At 65.9% G+C, this 25,258-nt stretch carries 26 protein-coding genes; 12 read left to right on the top strand and 14 right to left on the bottom strand.

Annotated elements, in window-relative coordinates; all coding sequences use genetic code 11:
• Nucleotides 1–38: 38 nt before the first annotated feature.
• Both DM450_RS14120 and DM450_RS14115 read right to left on the bottom strand, forming a co-directional pair.
• Nucleotides 39–2,480, bottom strand: a complete 2,442-nt coding sequence (locus tag DM450_RS14120) for a PQQ-dependent dehydrogenase, methanol/ethanol family (protein ID WP_260609872.1) — start codon at nt 2,478–2,480, stop codon at nt 39–41.
• A 213-nt stretch (nt 2,481–2,693) separates the two neighbouring features.
• The gene (locus tag DM450_RS14115) at nt 2,694–2,921 is read right to left on the bottom strand and encodes a DUF2171 domain-containing protein (RefSeq protein ID WP_142635811.1); all 228 of its coding nucleotides are present in this window, start codon (nt 2,919–2,921) and stop codon (nt 2,694–2,696) included.
• A 251-nt stretch (nt 2,922–3,172) separates the two neighbouring features.
• Between DM450_RS14115 and DM450_RS14110 the strand changes: the two genes are divergently transcribed.
• Complete coding sequence (locus tag DM450_RS14110) at nt 3,173–3,556, top strand: PepSY domain-containing protein (protein ID WP_142635809.1); 384 nt, start codon at nt 3,173–3,175, stop codon at nt 3,554–3,556.
• Nucleotides 3,557–3,632: 76 nt separating this feature from the next.
• Here DM450_RS14110 and DM450_RS14105 read toward each other — a convergent pair whose 3' ends face one another.
• Nucleotides 3,633–3,875, bottom strand: a complete 243-nt coding sequence (locus tag DM450_RS14105; RefSeq protein ID WP_142635807.1) for a DUF2171 domain-containing protein — start codon at nt 3,873–3,875, stop codon at nt 3,633–3,635.
• A gap of 313 nt (nt 3,876–4,188) precedes the next feature.
• Between DM450_RS14105 and DM450_RS14100 the strand changes: the two genes are divergently transcribed.
• Nucleotides 4,189–5,241, top strand: coding sequence for a ribonucleotide-diphosphate reductase subunit beta (locus DM450_RS14100; protein ID WP_142635805.1), 1,053 nt, complete (start codon nt 4,189–4,191; stop codon nt 5,239–5,241).
• Between the two features lie 117 nt (nt 5,242–5,358).
• Here DM450_RS14100 and DM450_RS14095 read toward each other — a convergent pair whose 3' ends face one another.
• From DM450_RS14095 to DM450_RS14085, 3 genes are all read right to left on the bottom strand, one after another.
• Nucleotides 5,359–5,955 (bottom strand): thermonuclease family protein, encoded by a 597-nt coding sequence (locus tag DM450_RS14095; RefSeq protein WP_260609871.1) that lies wholly within the window; start codon nt 5,953–5,955, stop codon nt 5,359–5,361.
• The gene (locus tag DM450_RS14090) at nt 5,955–6,311 is read right to left on the bottom strand and encodes a hypothetical protein (protein WP_142635803.1); all 357 of its coding nucleotides are present in this window, start codon (nt 6,309–6,311) and stop codon (nt 5,955–5,957) included. The genes DM450_RS14095 and DM450_RS14090 overlap by 1 nt, the downstream gene beginning before the upstream one ends.
• Before the next feature lie 103 nt (nt 6,312–6,414).
• Nucleotides 6,415–6,771: a hypothetical protein gene (locus DM450_RS14085; RefSeq protein WP_142635801.1), complete on the bottom strand. Its 357-nt coding sequence runs from the start codon at nt 6,769–6,771 to the stop codon at nt 6,415–6,417.
• Between the two features lie 218 nt (nt 6,772–6,989).
• Here DM450_RS14085 and DM450_RS14080 point away from each other — a divergent pair, with 218 nt between their 5' ends.
• Nucleotides 6,990–8,468, top strand: coding sequence for a carboxylesterase/lipase family protein (locus DM450_RS14080; protein WP_142635799.1), 1,479 nt, complete (start codon nt 6,990–6,992; stop codon nt 8,466–8,468).
• 200 nt (nt 8,469–8,668) lie between these two features.
• Here DM450_RS14080 and DM450_RS14075 read toward each other — a convergent pair whose 3' ends face one another.
• Nucleotides 8,669–10,006: a NupC/NupG family nucleoside CNT transporter gene (locus DM450_RS14075; protein WP_142635797.1), complete on the bottom strand. Its 1,338-nt coding sequence runs from the start codon at nt 10,004–10,006 to the stop codon at nt 8,669–8,671.
• Between the two features lie 102 nt (nt 10,007–10,108).
• On the opposite strand from DM450_RS14075, the gene DM450_RS14070 reads away from it, so the two are divergent.
• From DM450_RS14070 to DM450_RS14040, 7 genes are all read left to right on the top strand, one after another.
• Nucleotides 10,109–10,786 (top strand): queuosine precursor transporter, encoded by a 678-nt coding sequence (locus DM450_RS14070; protein ID WP_142635795.1) that lies wholly within the window; start codon nt 10,109–10,111, stop codon nt 10,784–10,786.
• A gap of 77 nt (nt 10,787–10,863) precedes the next feature.
• Complete coding sequence (gene argB / locus DM450_RS14065) at nt 10,864–11,763, top strand: acetylglutamate kinase (protein ID WP_142635793.1); 900 nt, start codon at nt 10,864–10,866, stop codon at nt 11,761–11,763.
• A gap of 204 nt (nt 11,764–11,967) precedes the next feature.
• Entirely contained in the window at nt 11,968–12,528 is a 561-nt protein-coding gene (locus DM450_RS14060; protein ID WP_142635791.1) for a hypothetical protein, read from the top strand.
• Between the two features lie 205 nt (nt 12,529–12,733).
• On the top strand, nt 12,734–13,027 hold the full coding sequence (locus DM450_RS14055; RefSeq protein WP_142637926.1) for a YggT family protein: 294 nt from the start codon (nt 12,734–12,736) through the stop codon (nt 13,025–13,027).
• Nucleotides 13,027–13,923, top strand: coding sequence for a bifunctional methylenetetrahydrofolate dehydrogenase/methenyltetrahydrofolate cyclohydrolase FolD (folD, locus tag DM450_RS14050; protein WP_142635789.1), 897 nt, complete (start codon nt 13,027–13,029; stop codon nt 13,921–13,923). Before DM450_RS14055 ends, folD begins: the two co-directional genes overlap by 1 nt.
• Nucleotides 13,920–14,621, top strand: a complete 702-nt coding sequence (locus DM450_RS14045; protein WP_260609870.1) for a hypothetical protein — start codon at nt 13,920–13,922, stop codon at nt 14,619–14,621. Before folD ends, DM450_RS14045 begins: the two co-directional genes overlap by 4 nt.
• 4 nt (nt 14,622–14,625) lie before the next feature.
• The gene (locus tag DM450_RS14040) at nt 14,626–15,258 is read left to right on the top strand and encodes a MarC family protein (protein WP_142635787.1); all 633 of its coding nucleotides are present in this window, start codon (nt 14,626–14,628) and stop codon (nt 15,256–15,258) included.
• A gap of 209 nt (nt 15,259–15,467) precedes the next feature.
• On the opposite strand, the gene wecC is transcribed toward DM450_RS14040, so the two are convergent.
• Genes wecC through DM450_RS14025 form a run of 3 tightly spaced genes read right to left on the bottom strand, consistent with a single transcriptional unit; the run spans nt 15,468 to nt 18,650 of the window.
• Nucleotides 15,468–16,784 (bottom strand): UDP-N-acetyl-D-mannosamine dehydrogenase, encoded by a 1,317-nt coding sequence (wecC, locus tag DM450_RS14035; RefSeq protein WP_142635785.1) that lies wholly within the window; start codon nt 16,782–16,784, stop codon nt 15,468–15,470.
• The gene (gene wecB / locus DM450_RS14030; RefSeq protein ID WP_142635783.1) at nt 16,762–17,901 is read right to left on the bottom strand and encodes a non-hydrolyzing UDP-N-acetylglucosamine 2-epimerase; all 1,140 of its coding nucleotides are present in this window, start codon (nt 17,899–17,901) and stop codon (nt 16,762–16,764) included. Before wecB ends, wecC begins: the two co-directional genes overlap by 23 nt.
• A 47-nt stretch (nt 17,902–17,948) precedes the next feature.
• Nucleotides 17,949–18,650 (bottom strand): tetratricopeptide repeat protein, encoded by a 702-nt coding sequence (locus tag DM450_RS14025; RefSeq protein ID WP_142635781.1) that lies wholly within the window; start codon nt 18,648–18,650, stop codon nt 17,949–17,951.
• A 166-nt stretch (nt 18,651–18,816) separates the two neighbouring features.
• Here DM450_RS14025 and dcd point away from each other — a divergent pair, with 166 nt between their 5' ends.
• Nucleotides 18,817–19,371, top strand: coding sequence for a dCTP deaminase (gene dcd / locus DM450_RS14020; protein WP_142635779.1), 555 nt, complete (start codon nt 18,817–18,819; stop codon nt 19,369–19,371).
• A gap of 152 nt (nt 19,372–19,523) precedes the next feature.
• Here dcd and DM450_RS14015 read toward each other — a convergent pair whose 3' ends face one another.
• From DM450_RS14015 to DM450_RS14000, 4 genes are all read right to left on the bottom strand, one after another.
• Entirely contained in the window at nt 19,524–20,291 is a 768-nt protein-coding gene (locus DM450_RS14015; protein ID WP_142635777.1) for an enoyl-CoA hydratase/isomerase family protein, read from the bottom strand.
• A gap of 1 nt (nt 20,292) precedes the next feature.
• Nucleotides 20,293–21,564, bottom strand: coding sequence for an acetyl-CoA hydrolase/transferase family protein (locus DM450_RS14010; RefSeq protein WP_142635775.1), 1,272 nt, complete (start codon nt 21,562–21,564; stop codon nt 20,293–20,295).
• Nucleotide 21,565: 1 nt separating this feature from the next.
• Nucleotides 21,566–22,456, bottom strand: coding sequence for an HpcH/HpaI aldolase/citrate lyase family protein (locus tag DM450_RS14005; protein ID WP_142635773.1), 891 nt, complete (start codon nt 22,454–22,456; stop codon nt 21,566–21,568).
• A 143-nt stretch (nt 22,457–22,599) separates the two neighbouring features.
• A complete protein-coding gene (locus DM450_RS14000; protein WP_142635771.1) occupies nt 22,600–23,766 on the bottom strand; it encodes an acyl-CoA dehydrogenase family protein in 1,167 nt (388 codons plus the stop codon).
• A 151-nt stretch (nt 23,767–23,917) separates the two neighbouring features.
• Between DM450_RS14000 and DM450_RS13995 the strand changes: the two genes are divergently transcribed.
• Nucleotides 23,918–25,156 (top strand): CaiB/BaiF CoA-transferase family protein, encoded by a 1,239-nt coding sequence (locus DM450_RS13995; RefSeq protein ID WP_260609869.1) that lies wholly within the window; start codon nt 23,918–23,920, stop codon nt 25,154–25,156.
• The last annotated feature ends 102 nt before the right edge of the window (nt 25,157–25,258 follow it).

Here is a 25,258-nt window from a genome sequence, read left to right as displayed (position 1 = left end):
GTTTCGAAACCGACTCTCAGGCGGCGCAGCGCTCCTGGTCAGGGGCGTGCGCCGGTGAGCGGGAAAGTACCGAAGGGGCCGTTGGCGTTCTCGCCTGTCATGCGTCCGTCCTTCACGGTCACGTCGTAGCTGACGGTGATCGGCATCGGCATCGAGGCCTTGCCCTGGAACTTCGCGCGGCCGTCCTTCACGGCGCCGGCGACAGCGACGGTGCCTTGCTCGGCGCTGACCTTGCCGGTCACCACGTTGCCGTTCACGGCCAGGTCCATCACCGCTTTCTGCGGGCCGACCGGGGTCTGGATGACGATGGCCCACTTGCCCGTGAAGTCCTGCGGCCTGGCCGTGCTGGCCGCCGCCGCCCTGGCCTTGTCCAGCAGCGCCTGCTTCTCGGCCGGAGCCGCCTTTGCGCGGGCGCGCAGATAGAAGCGGATGGTTTCGAGGTCGCTGTCGGAGATATCGGGGAAGGGCGGCATGCCGTTCATCTTCAGCCCGCCCTGCTTGACGATCTGCCGGAACGTCGCGGCATCGGTGATGATCGGCGAATAGCGCAGGTCCGGCGCGGCGCCGCCGCCGACCGCGTTCCAGCCGTGGCAGACGATGCAGGCCTTCATGCCGAACAGCATCGCCCCTGCCTGCGCCTTGGCAAGATCGGGCCGGAAGGCCGGGTCCTGCGGCGGCGCCGGCTCTGCATAGGCAAAGGGCGGGATCGTGTCCTTGCCGCCGAGCGCAAACGTCAGCACCCGGCGCGGCAGGCGGTAGTCGGTGCGATAGGCGGCGTTGCCGAGCGACTGCATGCCCGCCCCCTGTCCGCCCGCACCGGTGATCACGGTGACGTACTGGCGGCCGTTCATCCGGTAGGTGATCGGGGCGCCGACGATCGGGCTCTCGGTCCGGAACGACCAGAGCTCCTTGCCGGTCCCGGCATCGCGGGCGACGAACCTGCCGTCGACCTGGCCCTGGAACACCAGCCCGCCGCCGCTGGCCATGACCCCGCCGGGCCAGGTGCCGGGCAGTTCCACTTCCCAGGCCAGCGTCTGCGTGGCCGGGTTCCAGGCGCGCAGGAAGCTCTTGTGGCCGCCGGGCAGTTCGACTTCGGGAATCAGCGTCACGCCCATGCCCTTGCTGATCTCGCCGCCGCCCGCCTGGCCCTCGCCGATCAGCGCGCCCATCTCCAGAACCGGGACATAGACCAGCCCGGTCCGCGGACTGTAGGCCTGCGGCATCCACGAATGCGCGCCGGTCGGCCCGGGCCAGAGTTCGAACATGCCGGGCTTGCCGGCATAGCGGATGCCGGGGTTCTCGACCGGACGGCCGGTCTTCTTGTCGATATGATCCGCCCAGCTGACCCGGGCGATCTTCTCGGCCGAGATGAATGCGCCGGTGGCCCGGTCGATCACGTAGAAGAAGCCGTTCTTCGGTGCCTGCATCAGCACCTTGCGGTCCTTGCCGTCGATCTTCAGCGTCGCCAGCGACATGTCGGTGGTGGCGGTGCAGTCCCACTGTTCGCCGGGACAGACCTGGTAGTGCCACTTGTAGGCGCCGGTATCGGCATCGACCGCGACGATCGAGGCGAGGAACAGGTTGTCGCCGCCGGCGGGGCTGCGCAGGTTCTGGTTGTAGGGGAATCCGTTGCCGACGCCGAGGTAGATCATGTTCAGTTCGGGATCGTAGCTGAACGCGTTCCACGCCGTGCCGCCGCCGCCGCGCCGGCTGCCGTCCGGGTTCTTCCACCCGCTCGGCCATGTCTTGCGCATGACCGCTTCGGCCTTCTGGTTGACCGGCGAAACCTCGTCCCCCGGCGTGGTGAAGAAGCGCCAGACCCGCTTGCCGGTCCTGGCGTCGTAGGCGGTGACGAAACCGCGGGCCGGGCTGATGTCGGCGCCGCCGAAGCCGACGATGACCTTGCCGCCGAACACCCGCGGCGCGCCGTTCGAATTGCGCGGGGCCTGGTCGGGATAGTCGTAAGTCTTCCAGAGTTCCTTGCCGGTTTTGGCGTCGAGCGCGATCACGTAGCCGTCGGTGGTGACGAGGAAGACGCGGCCCTGGTGATCCGGGCCGGCATCATAGGCGATGCCCTTGTTGCCCCAGGACATCTGCAGGGCCGAGGTCGTGCGTTCGCGGGTGCCGCCGTCGTATTCCCAGAGCGGCTTGCCGGTAACGGCGTCGAGCGCACGGATGTGCGAATGGCCGCTGGTGAGGAACACCTTGCCTTCCGCCATCAGCGGGGTGCTGGCGGTATAGCCGGGCTCCAGGTCGTAGTGCCAGGCCAGCTTGAGATTGCCGACGGTATCGGTGTTGATCTCGTCCAGCGGGGAATAGTGGGTCTCGCCCGGGGTTCGGCCCCAGCCGGGCCACTCGTCGGGATCGGCGACCATGCCCTGTTCGATCGGCTGTGCGCCCTTGTCGCAGGCGGCCAGCGTCAGGGGCGCGAGCATGGCCAATGCCAGCCTGAGCGCTGCGGTAGCGGGACGTGCGGTCACGGCGTCTTCCCCAAGATTGTCTTGTCTTTTCGGGGGAAGGGCTATCAGCCGCCGACAGGCTTGGGAAGATTTGCTATACTCTGTGTATCATATCCTGCCCGGGTCATCGCCCACGCGAACGGGGCCCACGCGAACGGCAACAGGCAAAGGCCCCGGCCACCCTTGCGGATGACCGGGGCCCCGGTGGCTCCATCCTCCAGGCAGGGGATGGAATCAGTGGGTGCCGGCGCCTGCCGGGATCGGGGTGCCCTGCTTCAGGTAGACCCGGTTGTCCTCGATGCGGTCGACATTGTCGAAGGCGATGAAGTGGTGGGCACCGTCCGAGCTGTCCGAACGGGTCAGCTTGATCTGGTCATGCTTCACTTCGTCGACGGTCCCGACATGCTGACCGGCGGCATCGGTAACTTCCATGTGCTCGCGAACGCGCAGCTTCTCGAACATTGCATCTCTCCTTGTTGTTGTGATGGAAGGAAAACGGCGTGACGAGGCGTCCGTTCCGGCACTTGTCGGACCGCAGCCACGGCTCATGGCTTTCGCGCTTCCACGCCGCCAGGGGATCGGGCGGCTGCGACAATTTGCGGCTTGAGCGGGGGGCTGGCCTCGGCTTGTCATCGCCGGGCGGCACGTCGCGGCCGGTCGGAACTGACTCATCCGAACAGATTCATCGGAACTTACAGGGGAATTTCACGAGCATGCGCAAATGGCATCGTTGGCTGTCGATCTTTTTCGGTATCTTTATCCTGTGGATCGCGATCACCGGCGTGTTGAGCCAGGTCGCGGTGCTGTGGCCGAGCGGCGCCGCCGCTGAGCAGGTCGCCGCCAGCCCGCCCCCGGGCTTTGTCTGCCCCGAGGGCTGGCGCTGCATGCCGCCGCGTCCGCAGGGCGGCATGCGCTCGCTGGTCGGGCTGTTCCACCATCTCCACTCGGGCGAGAGCTTCGGGCCGGTCGGCACCGTGATCTCGGTGCTGTCGGGGCTGGCGCTGGTGTTCTTTTCGTTCTCGGGGATCTGGCTCTACGTCCAGATGTGGCGTTTTCGCAGCAAGCGCGCGCTGGCGCCGCGCTGGTTCTGGAAGTGATCCGGGGCTGATCGCATCGAGCGGCGGGCGGGTACCGCCAGGACAATGCCGGTTCGGGCATTGTCCTGGCGGCCTCTCAGGGCTCGGCGCCCAGCCCGAAGGTGGCGTCCCCGCGCGGCGCGAGCAATATGCGATCGCCATCGATTCCGTCGATCTCGCTGACGGTGACGAAGGGGTGGCCGGCCTCGGCCAGCAGCACTTCCTGTCCCTCGACCCGGTCGACCACGCCCAGCACCGCGCCATCGGAATCGATCACGGTCATGCCCCTGCGCACGAAGCCGGATCCGGTGTGCCAGGAAGTCTCTGCATCGGTGCTCATGGGGCTCTCCCGCGCTGTTGGGGGCTGCGCAATGCCAGCAATCTGGCGCGATCCGGCGAGTCGCGCAATCGCCTCTGGTCTACCAGTGCTTGCGTCCCCATATTGGGCGAGGCGCTAGATATGCCGTTTTTAGCTGTGCAAACTTTGCGGCAACGGCTCCACTTATGACGGAATTTGAGTATCGTGGCCCCCGTCGGTTCCGCGGTGCGCTTCGGAGCCAGAAAATTCTAGCGCCACGAATGCCCGGAACGCCGTCATTGCGGCCGCCAGCAGCCGTCGGCGCGCCTGTACGAATCGCCATCGGAGTTCGCCCATGTCCCTTCTCGAAGCCCGCAAGACCTACAAGCCCTTCGAATACCCCTGGGCCTACGACTACTGGAAAAAGCAGCAGCAGCTGCACTGGCTTCCCGAGGAAGTGCCGCTGGGCGAGGATTGCCGCGACTGGGCGCAGAAGATCTCGGAGCATGAGCGCAACCTGCTCACCCAGATCTTCCGCTTCTTCACGCAGGCCGACGTGGAAGTGCAGGACTGCTACCACGAGAAGTACGCCCGCGTCTTCAAGCCCACCGAAGTCAAGATGATGCTCACCGCCTTCTCCAACATGGAGACGGTGCACATCGCCGCCTACTCGCACCTGCTTGACACCATCGGCATGCCCGAGAGCGAATACGGCATGTTCCTCGAGTACTCCGAGCTCAAGGACAAGCACGACTACCTGCAGAAGTTCGGCGTCGACAACGACGAGGACATTGCCCGCACCCTCGCCATGTTTGGCGGCTTCACCGAGGGTGTGCAGCTTTTCGCCAGCTTTGCGATGCTGATGAACTTCCCGCGCTTCAACAAGATGAAGGGCATGGGCCAGATCGTCTCGTGGTCGGTTCGCGACGAATCGCTGCACTGCGAGGGCATCATCAAGCTGTTCCACGCCTTCACCCAGGAACGCGGCTGCCTGACCAAGGCCGTGAAGGACGACATTGCCGATCAGTGCCAGACCACGATCCGCCTGGAAGACAACTTCATCGACCTCGCCTTCGAGATGGGCCCGGTCCCCGGCATGACCGCCAAGGACATCAAGCGCTACATCCGCTTCATCGCCGACTGGCGCATGGAGCAGCTGGGCCTCAAGCCGATCTACATGATCGAGGAACACCCGTTGCCCTGGCTGCAGCCGCTGCTCAACGGCGTCGAGCATGCCAACTTCTTCGAGACCCGTGCGACGGAATATTCGAAGGGCGCCACCCGCGGCGACTGGAACACCGTGTGGTCGAACTTCGACGCGCGCCGCAAGGTCAAGGCCAACGACGTCGAGCCGGTCGAGGAGCATTCCGAGCCGGACATGTTCGGCGGCACCCAGGCGGCCGAATGAGTTCCGCCGACTTCGGTTAGCAAAAACCCCGCATGCGACTGGCATGCGGGGTTTTTTGTTGTCTGGGGGGCGGAGTGTGCCGGGAAATTCGCTTTTCACGAATTTCCAAACGGTCGCTCAGCACCAGTCGCCGCGATAGCCTTTCCAGCGTTCGGCAAGACCCTCGCTCACCAGCACTTCGCCAAGGCTGCGGCCGCCGCGGGTAACGACGCGCAATGCGCGGCCGTAGCGGTCGGTATCGCGCCCATCGGTCCAGGCCTGGAGCGAGAACGGGCCCTGGTTGAGCAGTTCGGTCATGCGCGCGGTTGCCCTGGCGCCGAGCTGCGCCTCGTGCGGGCAGGATGGCGTGCTGGTTTCCGGCGCGTTGATGTCGGCTATGCGGATCTTCCGGCCTTCGTACCAGAACGTGTCGCCATCGACGACACAGGTCGTGCGCCTGGCGCCGGCGCAATGGGCGAAGCGGGCGTTCTCCCGGTCGATACTGCCGGCGACCGGGGCAGGTGACGGCGCGGCGAGCGGCAGCGTTCGTGAAGAGGGGGTCAGCGACGGCAGGTCGTTCCAGAAGAACACGGCCAGGAACATCGCCAGCGCGCCGAGGATCCAGGACGGCGCAATCGGGAAGCGGCGGGTTCTCGCAGGGCCGCGTGCGGGTCGGCCACTGGCGATGGGGATCGGGTTGGAGGGGCGGCGAAACGGGTTCGGTCTAAAACGCATCAGGTCCCATATTCGCGCTGACCGGATTCGTCGAACTCTCCGCGGCAGGTGCGGATCATGCGATCGAGTTCGGCGCGGTGGAAGGCGTGGATCAGCTTGAGCCCCAGCGTGCCGTCGCGCGTCCAGCGCACGCGTGCCTCGATCGCGGCGGCGCCGTCGACCTTGATGGCAACGATATCGTCGAGTTGCAGCGTGGCCATGCGGTCTTGGGCGGCCTGCGACAGGCAGCCGAGCCGGCAGCCTTCCTGCGAAAGTTCGATCAAGAGGCCGCTGCCGATGCGGCGGCCGTCACGGTGGATCGATGCCTTGCGGCGTACGGCAAAGCGCTGGTGGGCGCTGAATCTCAAAGCTCTCACAGGCGGTGCCCCCCGGCCATTCCTGGTCGGTCAGCCTGAAGCCCTAGGGTTATCATTCGGTTACCGGGTTTCTTGTGCCCGGATTAGCGACCCGACGGGGTGTTCAGACGGTCCAACTGCCCGGATTGGGCATGGGTTGATGTTTTTGCGCGTTGAGCAGGCTCAGCACGCAGCGAACGATGACCAGCACGCCGACCGCCATCAGCACCAGCAGGCCGATCACCACGATCAGCAGCAGGCAACCGACGATCGAGCCGACAAGGCCGATCCAGAAGGTATTGATCAGGTACTGATAGTGCGAGGCTTCCCACTCCGCCTTCGCCTCCCCCCGCCAGACATAGGCGAGCACGACGCCGACGATGAGTGTCACCCCCGTTACGCAGGAGGCCAGATAGAGCAGGCTGATGATCGTCGGATGGTTGAATTCGAAGCCGGAACTGGTGCTGCTGCGCTCGTCCATGGGTGCCCTCCACGATGGCCGGGCGGAATGCTGCCTCCATTGTGCGTTTTGTGCAAGTCCTCTTTCGAAAAGGGAAAAATCGGCCGGCGCGGAGGCCTGGCTGCCACCGGGGCGATCATTGCCGGGGCGGATGCGATCGCGCTGGTCTCGCGCCGATAGGGGCTTACCCTGAGGGCAAGGGAATCGGCGGAAAGCCGGCGGATACAGGGGATTTGCGGATGTCGGTGATCGAGATCGAAACGCGCATGGGACGGCTGGCCGGGCAAAGCGTGCAGGACGGGCAGGGCGGGCTGGGCGTTTCGCGCTTCCTTGGCATTCCCTACGCCCGCGCCGGACGCTTCGCGGCGCCCGCACCGGCCGAGCCATGGCAGGGCCTGCGTGCCGCCGACCGATTCGCACGCCGGTGTCCCCAGCAATATGGCGCCAGGGTAAGGCCGGAGATGCTGGAGGGAGAGGACTATGGCGAGGATTGCCTTCACCTCAACGTCTTCTGCCCGCAAGGCGGCACGCCCGGCCCGAAGCCGGTCATGGTCTGGATCCACGGCGGCGCCTTCATGGCGGGCAGCGCGAATTCCTATGATGCCTCCCGGCTGGCGCGCGAGGGCGACATCGTGGTCGTTACCATCAACTACCGGGTCGGCGTGCTGGGCTTCGTCAATTTCGGCGATGCGCTCGGCATTCCCGGTATCCCGTCGAACCTCGGGCTGCGCGACCAGATCGCCGCGCTCGAATGGGTGCGCGATACCATTGCCGACTTTGGCGGCGATCCGCAGCGGGTGACCATCTGCGGGCAGTCGGCGGGGTCGATGTCGGTCTCGCTGCTGATGCTGTCGCCGCGCGCGCAGGGGCTGTTTCACGGCGCGGTCATGATGTCCGGGGCCGTCAGCCTGATCCACGACCGCGAGCGCGCGATCCGCGACGGCCAGCGTTATGCCGAGGTGCTGGGCCTCGACCAGGCGAGCGAAGAGCGCCTCAGGACAATGCCTCTCGGCGACCTCATCAAGGCGCAGGCCGAAGTCGGCAAAAAGTTGACCCATGCGATCCCCGCCGCCCCGTGGTACGACGGCGACATCCTGCCCGCCTCGTTTGCGCAGGCCCTGCAGACGCCGACCGCGCCGGTCCCGCTGCTGGCGGGCGCCACCCGCGACGAGATACGGCTGTTCGACCTCATGCCGGGCGATATCCTGCCCTCGAAATGGGCCGATCTCGAAGCGCTGGTGCGCGCGCAGCTTGGCGAGGTGCAGGCCGCGCGGATCCTGGCTTGTTATCCGCGCGACCGGAAGGGACGCATCGCGCTGGGCTCTGACCTTACGTTCGTCATGCCGACCCGCCACTTTGCTGAACGCCACGCGCAAACGCAGCCGACTTGGTTCTATCGTTTCGATTATGCCCATCCGCTGGCCGGTGCCACGCACGGACTGGACCTGACGGTGTTCTGGCCATTTACAGGGCTCAAGATGGCGCTGGTGCGCGGCGGGCCGGATCGGGGGCGCCGCGCCGAACTGGGGCGGCGGATGCGCGCGCATGTCGCGCATTTTGTCCGGCATGGCGATCCGGGCGACAGCTGGCCGCGCTACGAAGAACCCTCGCGCAAGGTGCGGGTCTACGATCTGGCTGACCGGTTCGAGGAGAATCCTGAGGCAGAGCGTTATGCCGCGTGGGCCGGGCGGGACGTGGAGCCGGGGAGGGGGAAGTAGAAGAGATAAAGCAGGGGAGCATAGCCCCCCTGCACCCCCATGACCGTCTAGGGCACGCGGGCCAACTGCGTTGTGCGCCCATGGCTGCGTCGGGAGGCATTATGGCCTGCGGCAGCAAGGAGTGCGCTACGGATATGCAGGGCGTGGGCGGAGACGCTAATGGGGGCTGGGGCCCGAGGCCCCAGGATCATCCCCTTTCCTCAGTTCAATCCAAGAAACAGCCCGGCCAGCGCCGCGCTCATCAGGTTCGAAAGGCTGCCCGCGCACAGCGCCCGCACGCCGAGGCGGGCAATGATCGGGCGCTGGTTGGGCGCGAGGCCGCCGGTCACCGCCATCTGGATCGCGATCGACGAGAAGTTGGCAAAGCCGCAGAGCGCAAAGGTCACGACGGCAACGGTGCGCGCGGAAAGTTCCTTCATCTGGCCAAGGTCGATGAAGGCGACAAATTCGTTGAGCACGATCTTGCTGCCGAACAGGCTGCCGGCCTGCATCGCCTCGTGCCAGTCGGGCGCGGCGAGCAGGTAGAAGACCGGGGCGAACAGATAGCCGAGCAGGCCCTGGAAGGTCACGCCGGTGAAGCCGAACAGCGCCCCGATCCAACCGACCAGGCCATTGGCAAGCGCGATCAGCGCCACGAAGGCCAGCACCATCGCGCCGACGGCGACGGCCAGCTTCACGCCGGTCTGGGCGCCCTGCGAGGCGGCCATGATGATGTTGGCGGGCTTTTCTTCCTCGTGCTCGACCGCTTCGGGCTCGTCGACGTGGACGCCCGGAAGGTGGGTCACGTCCGCGCGGTTGAGCGCGGCGGCGGCGGCACCGGCGGGCGGCAGGGTGCCTTCATGCACGTCGGTTTCATCCTCGGTACCGTTCTCGGCAACGGGGCGCGGATCGGGCATGATCATCTTGGCCATGAAGATGCCGCCCGGCGCCGACATGAAGGCGGCGGCGACGAGGTAGTCGATGCGGATGCCCATCGAGGCATAGGCGGCCAGGATCGTGCCGGCGACGCCGGCCAGGCCCACGCTCATCACGCAGAACAGCTGCGAGGGATTGAGGGCGGCGAGATAGGGGCGGATCACCAGCGGCGCCTCGCTCTGGCCCACGAAGATGTTCGAGGCGGCGCAGAGGCTTTCTACCTTGCTGATGCCGGTGATCTTTTCGAGGCCGCCGCCGATCCAGCGCACCACCAGCGGCATGATCTTGAGGTAGTAGAGGATCGAGATCAGCGAGGCGAAGAAGATGATGACCGGCAGCGCCGAGATCGCGAAGGAGTGGCCGCCGATCTCCGGGCTGGCAAGCGGGCCGAACAGGAAGTCGACACCGGCATGGGCATAACCGAGCAGGCTTTCCACGCCCGCCGCGGCGCCGCCGAGCAGGTCCTTGCCGAAAGGAACATAGAGGACAAGCGCGGCAAGACCCGCCTGAAGCGCAAAGGCGGCGCCCACCACGCGCAGGCGGATGGCCTTGCGATTCGTGGACAGAAGAAAGGCGGCGGCCATGATGAGAACGATGCCGAGCAGGCTGTAGGCGACGTGCATCGTCCCCGGGTCTCCAAAAAACATGCTGAATCTGTGCGCAAACCTAGAGGCGCGCATTCGTGACGGCTAGTGCAATTGTGCCAAGCCCGTTAGAGCATCGCCATGGAACCGCAAGCCCCGGCAAGCGCGCAGTCCCGCGCGATTCTCATTCCCCGCTCGATGTTGGTCTTCACGCCCCTCTACGGCGGGCTCGTGGTCCTGGCCGGTGTGCTGGGCATCAAGATCGCCTCGCTGGGGCACTGGCCGCTGGTCGGTGACCTTGCGGTGGAGTCCGGAATCTTCGCGTTTCTGCTGCTGGTGGTGATCTCCAGCGCGGTGGCGGAGCTGCACGGCACGGTTGTCGCCAACCGGCTGGTGCGCTTCGGCTTCATCCCGCTGATCGTCTCGATGAGCCTCTTGGCGCTGGTGATCAACGTCGTTCCGCCCGCGCCGTTCTGGCAGGACCAGGAGGCCTATGCCCGCCTGCTGGGCCAGGGCGCGCGCATGCAGTTTGCAGGGCTGGTGTCCTACGGCGTGTCGCAGACGCTCAACGTCACCGTGTTCGCGCGGCTTGCCGCCGGGCGCGAGGGCGGCCTGCTGATCGTCCGCGCCTGGATCGCCAGCCTGCTCAGCCAGATCGTCGACACCCTGATCTTCATCACCATCTCCTTTGCCGGCGTCTTGCCGCTCTGGCAGATCATGGAGGGGCAGATCATCTCGAAGGTCCTGCTCTCCACGATCATGGTGCCGCCGTTCATCTGGCTGTTCGTGAAGCTGGGTCGCAAGCTGGACGGCGTTTGAGCAAACCCCGCGAAATAATCGGTCTTCCGAGGCCGGAAACGGGTTTTAATTCCGCGCAAGGGGTCTAAAGCGCGCCCATGCCGAATCCTCACGATCCCGCCATGCTCTCGAAGGCCGAGACGCTCGTCGATGCGCTGCCCTACATGCAGCGTTATGCCGGTCGCACGTTTGTCGTGAAATACGGCGGCCATGCCATGGGCGATCCCGAACTCGCGCGCGATTTCGCCGAGGACGTGGTGCTGCTCAAGGCGGTGGGGATCAACCCCGTGGTCGTTCACGGCGGCGGTCCGCAGATCGGCGCCATGCTCAAGACCATGGGTGTCGAATCGCGCTTCGTGGATGGTCTGCGCGTCACCGACAAGGAGACCGCCAAGGTCGCCGAGATGGTGCTTTCGGGCGTGATCAACAAGGAAATCGTCGGCTGGATCAGCGAAGCCGGTGGCAAGGCCATGGGCATTTCCGGCAAGGACGGCGGCCTCGTCACCGCCTCCAAGGTCCAGCGCACCGCCAAGGACCCGGACAGCAATATCGAGCGCGTGGTCGACCTCGGCTTTGTGGGTGAGCCCGCGAAGATCGACACCAGCGTGATCGAGACGATCTCGGCCGCCGGCATGATCCCGGTGATCGCCCCGATCGCCCCGGGCGAGGACGGGGCGACCTACAACATCAACGCCGACACCATGGCCGGCGCCATTGCCGCCGCGCTGGGCGCCGCGCGTCTGTTCCTGCTGACCGACGTGCACGGCGTGCTCGACAAGCAGGGCGAACTGCTGACCGATCTCACGCCCGCCGATATCAAGGTACTCCAGCAGGACGGCACGATTTCCGGCGGCATGATCCCCAAGCTCGAAACCTGCGTCCATGCGGTGGAAGCGGGCTGCGAGGCGGCGGTCGTGCTTGACGGGCGGGTTTCCCATGCCATGTTGCTGGAAATATTCACGCAGGAAGGCGCCGGTACGTTGATCCGGGCCGGGTAAGAGTCTGATTGAAAATTCGCCCCAAAGGCGGATTTTGGTTCGGCACCAGCCCTCTCCCTCACCCTGCCACCCACAGGGTCCTATCGCCGGGTGGCAGGGTGGGGGAGAGGGCTGGTGCCGAACGATCCGAAACGATAGTTTCGGATCAGACCTAAGCCACCTGCAGCGGGGGGACATTCCGGCAGAAAGGCCCTTTCGATTACAATGCGTACCAGTTTCCTTCTCGCCCCGGTTCTCTCCGTTTCGGCTTTCGCGCTTCTGCTCGCGGGCTGCAGCAAGGAGCCGGACGCCCAGCCCAGCGGCGCGGCGAGCATGGAAGCGAGCGAGGCGGCTGCGGTCACCGACGATACGCCCAGCGACAGCGCGACCGCTGCGGCCAATGCCGATGCCGTCGCCAAGCTCGACCTCGAAGCGCTGAACGAACGCCGCGATCCGGAACGCCTGCTGCGCTTCTACACCAATGCCCTGCGCGTGGGTGACTGGGCGGATGCCGCCCGCGCCTGGAGCCTCGACGCGCAGATGACCCCGGAGAAGCTGGCGAAGGAATTCGGCGGCGATGCCGGTCCGAAGATCGCGGTGGGCAAGGGCGACATGGAAGGCGCCGCCGGATCGCTCTATTACGAGGCGCCGCTGGTGATCGACTTCGCCGATGGTCGCCCCTCGCGCCGGGGCACCATTGTCCTGCGCCGCGTCAACGACGTGCCGGGGGCGAGCGCCGAGCAGCTCACCTGGCGGATCGAGCGCAGTTCCACGCTGCCGCAATAGCATGGCGTGAGGCGCGCCGGGCATTTCGGCCTTGGTGCCTGGCCCTTGGTAGTTGGCCCTTGGCCCTTGGTCGATGCCCATCCGTCCATCGTGGACGTGCCCTTGCCCCGGCGCCCGCCATTCGGCTATCAGCGCCTGAGAAAGTGCTGGAAAGTCCGCCGCTCGCGGGCCTGAACGCATCCCTATGGATTTCAAGGAGCCGGCGTTGCTGTTCCTCACCCTCTACCAGATAATCGACTACCTGATCAGCATCATCCTCTTTGTGGTGATCGTGCAGTTCGTGCTGGGCCTGCTGATCGCGTTCAACGTGGTCAACATGCACAACCAGTTCGTTTCGGCGGTGTGGACCGCGCTCAACGCGATCCTCGAGCCGATGCTGCGGCCGATCCGCCGGATCATGCCGAACACCTCGCCGATCGACTTCTCGCCGATGGCGCTGATCATTGGCCTGACGATCGTGCAGATCATCGTCGGCAACCTTGCAAGGGCCTATTACTGATGACGCAGGCAAGCATCATTGACGGCAAGGCCTTTGCCGAAGGCCTGCGCGCGCGGGTCGGCACCGCCGCCGTCGGCTTCGAGGCGCGCACCGGTCGCAAGCCGGGCCTCGCCGTCGTGCTGGTGGGCGAAGACCCGGCCAGCCAGGTCTATGTCCGCAACAAGGGCAAGCAGACCCTCGCCGCCGGCATGGCCAGTTTCGAACACAAGCTGCCCGCCGACACCGCCGAGGCGGACCTCCTGGCGCTGGTGCGCGAACTGAACGAGGATCCGCGCGTCGACGGCATTCTTGTCCAGCTGCCGCTGCCTGCGCACATGAACGAGCAGAAGGTGATCGCCACGATCAACCCCGACAAGGACGTGGACGGTTTCCATGTCGTCAATGTCGGGCGGCTCGCCACCGGCCTGCCGGGCTTCGTGCCCTGCACGCCGCTGGGCTGCGTGATGCTGCTGAAGGACAAGCTCGGCTCGCTCTCGGGTCTCGACGCCGTGGTGATCGGCCGCTCGAACATCGTCGGCAAGCCGATGGCGCAGCTGCTGATCGCTGAGAGCTGCACCGTCACCGTCGCCCACAGCCGCACCAGGGACCTGCCCGAGGTCGTCCGCCGCGCCGACATCGTGGTGGCCGCGGTCGGACGTCCGGAAATGGTCAAGGGTGACTGGTTGAAGCCGGGCGCCACCGTGATCGACGTGGGCATCAACCGCGTCCCCGCGGCCGAGGAAGGCAAGACCAGGCTGGTGGGCGACGTCGATTTTGCCTCGGCTTGCGAGGTCGCCGGCGCGATCACCCCGGTTCCCGGCGGCGTCGGCCCGATGACGATCGCGGTGCTGCTGCGCAACACCATTGTTGCCGCCCATCGCAACGCCGGTCTCGACTTCGACGAGAGCGCGCTTTGATCCTGCGCCGGGTTCTCGCAGGGGCAGCGGTGCTGGGGCTGGTGGCGACACCGGCGCTGGCGCGCCGCCCCGAGCGGGCGCCCGGCGTCGGCACGGCCAACCCCAGCGCGCTGATCGCGGCGGAGATCGCCTTCGCCCGTCTGGCGCGCGAGAAGGGGCAGTGGACCGCCTTTCGCGAAACCGCCGCCGAAGACGCGGTGATGTTTGTGCCCGAGCCCGTCCGCGCGCAGCAATGGCTGGGTGGCCGCAAGGACCCGCCCACCGCCGTGCAGTGGCAGGCGGCGCAAGTCTGGATGAGCTGCGACGGCACCCTGGGGGTCACCAAGGGTGCGTGGCAGCGGCCGGACGGGACGGTCGGTTATTTCACCACGATCTGGCAGAAGCGCTGGAAAAAGAGCGATTACCGCTGGGTGCTCGATCAGGGCGACACGCTGGCGCAGCCGCTGCCGGATAGCGACATGCTCTCCGCCTCGGTGGCCGATTGCCCCCGGGGTGGGCCGCGTCCGCAGATGGAGCGCCCCGAACCCGCCAAGGGGGCCCCGGGCATGGCCGGAGAAGGGCGCTCCGATGACGGCACGCTCACATGGTCGTACCGCGTCGGTGCCGACCAGTCCCGCTCGCTTGTCGTCTCGCTGATGAAGAACGGCACCATGACCGAAGTGATGCGCAGCGACGTCGCCGCGCCGAAGGCCCCGTAAACATATGTACGAAATCTTTCTCAGCGCCTTCGTCACGCTTTTCGTGGTGATCGACCCGCCCGGCTGCGCGCCGATCTACGCCGGTCTTTCGGCCGAGGCGAACCGTTCGCAGGCGATCTCGATGGCGGCCCGCGCCTGCCTGATCGCGGCGGCCATCCTCGTGGTCTTTGCCCTGTTCGGCGCACGCCTGCTGGGCGCGCTGCACATCGAACTCAATGCCTTCCGCATTGCGGGCGGCATCATGCTGTTCATGATCGCCATCGACATGGTCTTCGAAAAGCGCACCCAGCGGCGCGAGGAACGGGCCGAGAAGATCATTGCCCATAACATGGAAACCCCCGAGGTCGATGACGTCTCGGTGTTCCCGATGGCCATGCCGATGCTGGCGGGGCCGGGGTCGATCGCCACGATCATGCTGCTCACCTCACGCGCACACGGCATGGAAGAGACCCTGGCGATCCTTGCCGCGATGGTCGCGGTGATGGTGCTGAGCTTCGCCGCGCTCGCTGCTGCGGGGCCGCTGATGCGGGTGCTTGGGGACAAGGTGGAGGCGGTGATTACGCGTCTGCTCGGCGTGTTGCTGGCGGCTCTGGCTGCGCAGTATGTGATCGACGGTGTGAAGGCGGTTTTGCTTTAAGATTAAAGAGGAAGTCCTGGGGGATGATCCCCCAGACCCTCGAAACGTCTTTGTTGCGCGCCGCCTAAGCGTAGTGCGCTCCTTGCGGCGCAGCCACTATGTCTCCCGACGTAAGCCATGAGCGCGAAACGGGTAGTGCAGGGCACCACGAAGACGGTATCGGGGGTGCAGGGGGGGCAATGCTCCCCTGCTTTATCCCTTGTCCTTCTTCAACCAGCCAAAGCCAGCTTCGCCGCTTCTTCCCGCACCACCCGCGGCTGATCCGGCCAGATGCCGCGCGTGTCGTAGACCAGCTTGTCCGCACGCTCGGCCAGCGGGACCACGCGGAACACGTCGTGGTCGACCAGCACGATCAGGATCTCGCAGGTTTCCAGCGCATCGTCGATGTCGATCTGCACGGCGCCGGTATCGGTGAATTCGATGGGCAGCTGCGCGGCGTAAGGCTCCACCACATGGATGCGGCTGCCGAACTTGCGGGCGAGGCGGCTGGTGACGAAGCGGGCCGGGCTCTCGCGGAAGTCGTCGATGTTGGCCTTGAAGGCAAGGCCTAGGCAGGCGACTTTTGCGTGCGGATCGGCTTCCAGCAGCGCCTCGGCCTTGGCGATCACGTGGTGCATCTTGTGATCGTTGACGCCGCGCGCGGTGCGGATCAGCGGGGTCTCGTCGGGGGCGCCGTGGACGATGAACCAGGGATCGACGGCGATGCAGTGGCCGCCGACGCCGGGGCCGGGGGTCAGGATGTTTACGCGCGGGTGGCGGTTGGCGAGGCGGATGACTTCCCACACGTCCAGCCCCATGCGGTCCGCCACCATCGACAGTTCGTTGGCGAAAGCGATGTTGACGTCGCGGTAGGCGTTCTCGACAAGCTTGGTCATCTCGGCCGAGCGGGCATCGGTGGTCACGCATTCGCCGCGCACGAAGCGCTTGTAGAAGGCCAGCGCCTTGCGCGCGCAGCGCGGGGTGATTCCGCCGATAGAGCGATCGTTGTTGGTCAGTTCCTCAAGGATACGACCGGGCAGCACCCGCTCGGGGCAATAGGCGATCGAGATGTCGGGCGTATCGCGGGCGAGGCCCCCCTTATCGCCATAGGGAATCTTCAGGTCCGGCCGCAATTCGGCGATCAGGTCGCGCAACTGCTCGGTAGTGCCCACCGGCGAGGTCGATTCCAGGATCACCACGTCGCCCGCCTTGAGCACCGGCGCGACCGAGCGGCCGGCGGCGAGGACATAGGAAATGTCGGGGGCGTGGTTCTTGTCGAACGGCGTTGGCACCGCGATCACGAACACGTCGGCGGGAGCGATCGCGGTGGAGGCCGAAAGCAGCCCGCGCGAGACGACGCCCTGCACAAGCCCGTCGAGATCGACTTCCTCGATATGGATTTCGCCGCGGTTGATGGTGTCGACCACCGCCTGCGAGACGTCGAGGCCCAGCACCTTGCACCCGGCGCGGGCGATCACGGCGGCGGTGGGGAGGCCGATATAGCCCAGCCCCACCACGCAGACGTCAGGCTTGTTGTCCGATTTCACTGGCAAGCAACTCCACGATTCGACGCGAGGACTGCCCGTCCCCGAATGGATTGTGGGCGCGCGCCATGGACTCGTATGCCATGTTATCGTCGAGCAGGGTTGATAATTCGGTAACGATCTTGCTGGCCGTGGTTCCCACGAGTCTGGCGGTTCCCGCGGCGACGCCTTCGGGCCGTTCGGTGGTCTCGCGCATGACCAGTACCGGCTTGCCCAGCGCGGGGGCCTCTTCCTGCACGCCGCCCGAATCGGTCAGCATGATCTCGGCGATGGAGATCAGGCGGGCGAAGTGCGGATAGTCGAGCGGCTCGATCAGGGCGACGTTGTCCAGCCCCGAGAGGCGCTCGTTCATTACCTTGCGCACGTTGGGGTTGAGGTGGACGGGGAAGATCACCGCCACGTCGGGCCGCGCGGCGATCTCGCGGATGGCCTGGGCAATCTGCTCCATGCCCTCGCCGAAGTTTTCGCGCCGGTGGCTGGTGACGCCGATGATCCGCTTGCCGGCAAAGCGCGCTTCCAGATCGGCGAGCCCTGCCGCCAGTTCGGGCTGGCGCTCGATTTCGGCGACCACCCAGTGCAGCGCGTCGATCACCGTATTGCCGGTGACGTGGACGCGCGCGGGATCGACATTCTCGCGCAGCAGCGCCGCCTGCGCGGTTTCGGTCGGCGCGAAGTGCAGGCTGGCCATGGCGCCGATGATCTTGCGGTTCACTTCCTCGGGCCAGGGGTGGTGGATATTGCCCGAGCGCAGCCCCGCCTCGACATGATCGACCGGCAGCTTGCGGTAATAGGCGGCGAGCGCTCCCGCCATGGCGGTTGCGGTATCGCCCTGCACGATCACGCGGTCGGGCTTCACCGCGTCCATCACTTTGCCGAGGCCGGTGAGCAGGTTGGCGGTCAGCGCGTCCAGCGTCTGGTCCGGCTGCATCACGTCGAGATCGTGATCGGGCACGATCCCGGCGATCTCCAGCACCTGATCGAGCATCTGGCGGTGCTGCGCGGAGACGCAGACCACGCATTCGAAGCGCGGATCGGCCTTCAGCGCATGGACCAGAGGGAACAGCTTGATCGCCTCGGGCCGGGTGCCGAAGACGAGGAGGATGCGGGCGGGGCGAGTCATGGAGATTGGGCTACCTGACAGTTCTTAAGCTTCGCATAAGCGCAGCCTCACTTCGCGCCCTTGCGCTGCTGGGCGATGAAATCCAGCTCGTTCCTTGCGACGGTGCTGTCGGGCTCATCCTTGAGCGATTGTTTGTAAGCCTTCTCCGCTCCATTGAGATCGCCCTTCTCAACCAGCATGTACCCAATTCCGCGCTGGGCGGCGGCGCGATTATGCTTCTTGGTCTTATCGTCTTCGGCGAATTCGACATGTTCGAGCGCGGCGCGATAGGCTTCCTCTGCTTTGTCGTTCTGGCCGTTGATCCGATAAGTGTAGCCAAGCTCGACGAAGTATTGCGCGTGCATGGGCGCGAGTGCCGTCAGCCGTTGCAGCGCGGCCAATGCCTCCGGCTTGCGATCGAGTTCGACCAAGGCATAGGACTTGGCAAACAGGGCATCGCAGACCTCGGGGCCTAAGACGACGCCGTCCATCTTCTGGGTCGCGGGCAGAGTGGCGTAAAGGATTGCCTCCACCATGGTCGGTCCGCAGAAAACCATGCCCTTCTTTTCTGCCTCAGCGATCTGCGCATCGAAACGGGTGAGCAGCGGTGTTATGAGGTCGAGCGCCTGATCGGCCTGTTTCTGGCCGATCAGGTTGAATGCTTGCGTGATCGCGGCGTTATCTGCGTCGTCGCCGCCAGTCTGGACGCTCGCTTCGGAGGCATTCGCCGATCCCGTCATAATTGTCGCGCAGCCCAGCGCGGCCAGCATATATTTCTTCACGTCCTCAGCCCCCGTTTGCTTCGCATCGATGCGTAACCGCAAACGGGACAAGGGAAAATCCCCCGCGACACATCCGGTAAGAGATATAGGGCGATAGTGGACAAGACTTGCGCCACTCTTGTCGCGTGGGGGCCATTTGGGCAATCAGTTCGCCATGTCTATCCTCAGCGACAAGTGGATCCGCGAGCAGGCGCTCGAACACGGAATGATCGAGCCCTTCGTCGAGGCCCAGCGCCGCGACGGGTGCATTTCCTACGGCCTCTCGTCCTACGGCTATGACGCGCGCGTCGCGCCGGAGTTCAAGATCTTCACCAATGTCGATTCGGCGGTGGTCGATCCCAAGGACTTCGCCAGCAACTCCTTCGTCGATCGCGAGACCGACGTCTGCGTGATCCCGCCCAACTCCTTCGCGCTGGCCCGCACGGTCGAATACTTCCGCGTGCCGCGCGACGTGCTGGTGATCTGCCTTGGCAAGAGCACTTATGCGCGCTGCGGGATCATCGTGAACGTCACCCCGCTCGAACCGGGCTGGGAAGGGCACGTGACGCTGGAATTCTCCAACACCACGCCGCTGCCCGCCAAGATCTACGCCAACGAGGGCGCCTGCCAGTTCCTGTTCCTCAAGGGCAACGAGCCCTGCGAGACCAGCTATGCCGACCGCGCGGGCAAGTACATGGGCCAGCTTGGGGTGACCTTGCCGAAGCTTTGAGGTCCGCCTCAGAGCCTCTACCGCACAACAATCCTCGTCATCCCCGCGAAGGCGGGGATCCCGCTTTTCTTGGCGGGCGTGGGGAGAAGGCAAGCGGGGCCCCCGCCTTCGCGGGGGCGACGGCCAGTTGATGTGCGGGGTTGGAGCGTTGCTTACTTACCCGACCACACCGGCTTGCGCTTTTCCGCAAAGGCACGCGGGCCTTCCTGCGCATCGGCGCTGTTATAGGTGTGCTCATGCGCTGCCCGCGCGGCTGCAAGCGCGGCGGAGCGGCCCATCTCGGTCGACAGCATCACCGTCTCGCGCGCGGCCTTGACCGAGAGCGGCGCGCCTTCCAGCACTTCCAGCGCCAGTTCGATGGCCGCGTCCAGCACCGCGCCGGGTTCGGCCAGGCGGTTGACGAGGCCGATCTCGTATGCACGCTGGGCCGTGATCGGCTTTCCGGTCAGCATGATCTCCATCATGATCCGCTGCGGGATCATGTGGATCAGCGGCGAGGCCCAGGGGCTGCCGCGCCCGACCTTCACCTCGGTAATCGCGAACTTGGCATTGGTGCCGGCGACGCAGAGGTCGCAGGCCTGCGCGATCATCCAGCCGCCCGCAAAAGCATGGCCATTGACGGCGGCGATGGTCGGCTTGGTCAGTTCGATGGTGTCGTAAGGCAGCGCGTAAAGGTCGCGCGGCGGCACGGCCATGCCGGTTTCGACCATTTCCTTGAGATCGCCGCCCGCGCAGAAGGCCTTGTCGCCGCTGCCGGTGAGCACGGCGATGCGGGCGGAGGCGTCGGCCTCGAACCTCGCCCAGGCCTCCCGCAACCCCTCGCGCACTTCGCGGCTCAGGCAATTGCGCCGTTCGGGGCGGTTGATGGTCAGGATTGCGATGCCGTCGGCGCGCGCATCGTAGAGTACCGCATCGGACATGTCAGAAGCCCCTTTTCCCGATTTCATGAGCGGTGCGCGACAGGTCTTCGCGGAAGTCGGGATGGGCGATCGCAACCAGCCGCTTCGCGCGTTCGGCCAGGGGCTGGCCCTTCAATTGCGCCGCGCCATATTCGGTGACGATCACGTCCACTTCGGTCCGCGCCGTGGTGACGGGGCCGGAGAGGGCGGGGACGATCTTGCTCAGCGTGCCGCCCCTGGCGGTGGAGGCCAGCACGATCAGCGAGGCGCCGCCCGGCGAGCGCGCTCCGGCGCGCACGAAATCGACCTGCCCGCCGGTACCGCCAAGATAGCTCATGCCCGATTGCTCGGCATTGACCTGCCCGGTGAGGTCCACTTCCAGCGCGGAGTTGAGGGTGACAAGGCGGGAGAGGCGGGAAAGCGTGCCGGCATCGTGGGTATAGCTGGTGGGGGTCATGCGGATTGCCGGATTGTGCGCGGCCCAGTCATAGAGCCGCCGCGTGCCGATCAGCGCGCCGTTGATCGAGACGCCCCGGTCGATCTCCTTGCGGGCATTGGTCAGCACGCCCATTTCGGCAAGGTCGACCAGCCCGTCGCCCAGCATGCCCGAATGGACGCCAAGGTCGCGGCGGTCGTGCAGCAGGCGCAGGATCGCGTCCGGCACCGCGCCCACGCCGGTCTGCAGCACCGCGCCGTCGCCGATGAATTCGGCGCAGTGGCGGGCGATGGCTTCGTCGGTGGGGCCGATCTTCGCAGGCGCCACTTCCACGGGCGCGCGGCTGACGTGGACGGCCACGTCGATCAACTCGGCGGGGATCGTCTCGCCGGGAACGTAGGGCACCTGCTCGTTGACTTCGGCGATCACGAGGCGCGCCTTGGCCGCCGCCGCGCGCACGTGGTCGCAGATCAGGCCGCAGCTGTGATTGCCTTGCGCATCGGCCGGGCTGACCTGAATCATCGCCACGTCGCAAGGCATGATCCCGGCTTCGATCAGGCAGGCGATCTGGCTGACGTGGACGGGGATCACGTCCAGTGCATTGGCCTTGGTCATGCTCCGCAGCGCGCCGATCGCGCCCATGCTGGAGAGGCGGAAGGCGCGCGCGCTTTCGGGCGTGAACAGGCCGGAAAAGCTGGTGGCGATGAAGGCGTGGAGGCCGCCGATGGCCTCCCCCTGTTCGATCAGCGCCTCTACCAGCGTGGTCGGCTCGCCGCAGGCCTGGCCGAACACCACGCGGTCGCCCGGTTTCAGGAACCGCGAGAGGTCGAGCTGGGATGCGGCAAGCCGAAGCGTCATCCTACAGCTTCCCGGCCTGCCGCAGCAGCCGCTGGGCGCGGGCGAGGTAGGGGCGGTCGAGCATGCCGCCCTTCCAGCCGATAGCACCGACGCCGGGATTGGCGGCGAAGACGTCGACGATTTCCTGCGCTTCGGCGATCTCGGCCTCGGTCGGCGTGAACGCCGCGTTGATTACCGGAACCTGCGCCGGGTGGATCGCCATCATCCCGCGATAGCCGTCGCGGCGGACCTTTTCGGCGCGGGCCTTGAGCGCTTCCAGATCCTTGAAGTCGGCGCTGATCGTCTCGATCGCGGTGACGCCGGCGGTCGCCGCGCCCAGCACGGTCAGGCTGCGGGCCAGTTCGTAGGTGAAGGAGTACGATCCGTCCGCATTGCGGTTGGACGAGGCGCCGATGGAATCGGCCAGGTCTTCCGCGCCCCAGGTCAGCGCCACCACGCGCGGCGCGCCCTTGTAATCGCCGGTGTGGAACATTGCCTCGGCCGTTTCGGTGATCAGCACGATCACCGGGGTCGAGCCCTGCTCGATGCCGCTGGCCACTTCCAGCGCTTCGAGATAGCGGTCCAGCACCTCCACATCCTGCCGGCCATAGACCTTGGGCAGCATGATCCCGCCGGGACGGGCGGGCATGACCGCCACGAGGTCGGCCAGCGTATGCGGCCCGTCGAGCGGGTTCACGCGCACCCAGAGGCGGCCGCGCTGGTCCGGGTTGGCCTTGATGAAGTCATGCACCATCACCCGCGCGGCGGCCTTGGCATCGGTCGCGACGGCGTCTTCGAGGTCGATCAGGACGATGTCGGCCTCGCCCTCCATCGCCTTGGTCATCTTCTTCTCGCTGTCGCCCGGCGCGAAAAGCCAGGAGCGGGCGGCGATGGGTTCGTGCTGGAACGGCAAGTTTCGGATCCTTTTCCCTCGTCGCCCCCGCGCAGGCGGGGGCCCCGCTTCTTGACCGCCGCGAGGAAGCGGGGTCCCCGCCTGCGCGGGGACGACGTGATGTGATTACGCAGGGTTCACGGAGGATTGAATAGCCCGTTTCCTCAATAACTCTTGGGCAGTTCCAAAACCCTCTCGGCGATGAAGTTCATGATCTGGTGCGGGCTGACCGGGGCGATGCGCGGGATCATCACTTCGCGCAGGTAACGCTCCACATGGTACTCCTGCGCATAACCCATGCCGCCCATCGACATCATGGCGGTCTGGCACGCCTCGAACCCGGCTTCGGCGGCCAGATACTTGGCGGCATTGGCCTCCACGCCGCAGTCCAGCCCCTTGTCGAACAGGGTGGCGGCCTTGAACACCATCAGGCTGGCGGCCTCCACCTGCATCCACGCCTTGGCGAGCGGGTGCTGGATGCCCTGATTCTGGCCGATCGGCCGCCCGAACACCACGCGTTCGCGGGCATAGCGGGAGGCGCGCTGGATGGCGACGCGGCCCAGGCCCGTCGCTTCGGCGCCCAGCAGCACGCGTTCGGGGTTGAGGCCCTTGAGCAGGATGCGGAAGCCCTGGCCTTCTTCGCCGATCAGATCCTCGTCCGGGATGAACAGGTCGGTGATGAACATCATGTTGGAGCCGACGGCGTGGCGGCCCATCTTCGGGATGATGCGCGTCTCGATGTGGTTGCGATCGAGCCTGGTGTAGAAAAGGCTGAGGCCCTCGGTCTTCTTCTTCACCTCTTCCAGCGGGGTGGTGCGGGCGATGATCAGCATCCGGTCGGCCACATGGGCCTGCGTGATCCACACTTTCTCGCCATTGACGCGGTAGCCGCCCGGCACCTTTTCGGCGCGGGTCTTGAGGCTGGTGGTGTCCAGCCCGGTGTTCGGCTCGGTCACCGCGAAGCACATCTTCTCCTCGCCCGAAAGGATCGGCGGGATCATGCGCTGCTGCTGTTCCTCGGTGCCGTAGAGCATCACCGGCTCCAGCCCGAAAACGGGCAAGTGGATGGAGGAGGCCGCGCTCATGCCGCCGCCGCTTTCCGCCACCGCCTGCATCATCACCGCCGCTTCGGTAATGCCCAGCCCCGCCCCGCCCACGCTTTCGGGCATGGCGACACCCAGCCAGCCGGCATCGGCCATCGACTTGTGGAACTCGGCGGGGAATTCGCCGCTGCGATCCTTTTCCAGCCAGTACTCGTCAGAGAACTGCGAACAGTGCCTCAGAACCGCCTCGCGGATGTTCTGCTGGTCGTCGGTAAAGGCGAAATCCATGGCAATCCTCTTGTCTTCCCGCTGACCGGACTAGCAGCGCGGCCCATCGCTCACAACCATCATCGTGCCGATATGAGTCCATCAAACGCAAATACGAATGGTTTTCGCTCCGGCGGTGCGTTACCCATGGCATGACAAGAAGGAGAGGGCCTTGACCGCGAGCAAGGAAAACGAGGGTAAGGGGGCGGCCAGTGGACCGCTGGCGGGGCTGCGCGTGGTGGACCTCACCAGCGTGGTCTTCGGCCCCTATGCCACGCAGATCATGGCGGACATGGGGGCCGACGTGATCAAGGTGGAGCCGCCGGAGGGCGACAATACCCGCTGGATCACCGAAGGTCCGGTGCCCGGCATGGGCGGCATCTACGTCAATGTGAATCGCGGCAAGCGCGGGGTCACGCTCGATCTGCGGCAGGAGCAGGACCGCGATGTGCTGCGCCGGCTGATCGCCACGGCGGACGTCTTCATCCATTCGATGCGCGGCAGCGCGATCCGCAAGCTGGGCTTCGACTACGAAGCGGTGCGCGCGATCCGGCCGGACATCGTCTACACCAATTGCTACGGCTATTCGCGGCGCGGGCCGGAGGGCGACAAGCCCGCCTATGACGATACCATCCAGGCCGAATGCGGCATCCCGCATGTGCAGGGCCTGATGAATGGAGAGCCCGGCTATGTCGCCACGATCATGGCGGACAAGGTGGCCGGCCTCCACGCGCTCTACGCGACGATGATGGCGCTCTATCACCGGGAGCGCACAGGGGGCAGAGGGGCCGGTGAGGGGCAGGAAGTCGAAGTCACCATGTTCGAGGCGATGACCTCGTTCATGCTGGTGGAGCACGCCAACGGCGCGATGTTCACGCCGCCGACCACGCCCGCACACTACCACCGCGCGGTCGAGCCCAACCGGCGGCCCTACAGGACCAGGGACGGCTACGTTGCCGCGCTGGTCTACAACGACAAGCACTGGAACGCCTTTGTCGAATCGGTGCAGCCGGAATGGGCCCGAGGTGAACTGGGTGAAGAGTTCTCGACGCTGGAAAAGCGCGCGCGCCAGATCGGCCGGGTTTACGGCCTGCTGGGCGAGACGTTCCTGACCCGCACCACACAGGAATGGCTGGATACCCTGCGCGGCCTGCACATCCCCTGCGCGCCGCTGCGCTCCACCGACGCGCTTTTCGACAACGCGCATCTGAACGCCATCGGCTTCTTCGAGGAAGTCGAGACCGCGCAGGGCCCGGTGCGCTTTCCGGGCGTGCCGACGTGGTTTTCGGCCACCCCCGGCAAGGTTCGCGGACCTGCACCGACGCTGGGGCAGGACAACGAAGCGGTGCTGGGCGAACTGACCCCGGAGGGCTCGAGCGTCGCCCCGGCGATAGCAGTCGATTCCAAGTGAACAGTACTGTTGATTTCACCTGACAGTGTCCCGAGGCTTGGGCTAATCCCCTGTTCAGGCCGTGCCTCGGGGCAAAAAGCGGCAACCTGATTCACCCGTCCA

It is taken from the genome of Sphingomonas sp. IC081 (assembly GCF_006874585.1).
In the GTDB taxonomy this organism is placed as follows: domain Bacteria; phylum Pseudomonadota; class Alphaproteobacteria; order Sphingomonadales; family Sphingomonadaceae; genus Novosphingobium.
This window is presented reverse-complemented; position numbering and strand designations above follow the sequence as displayed.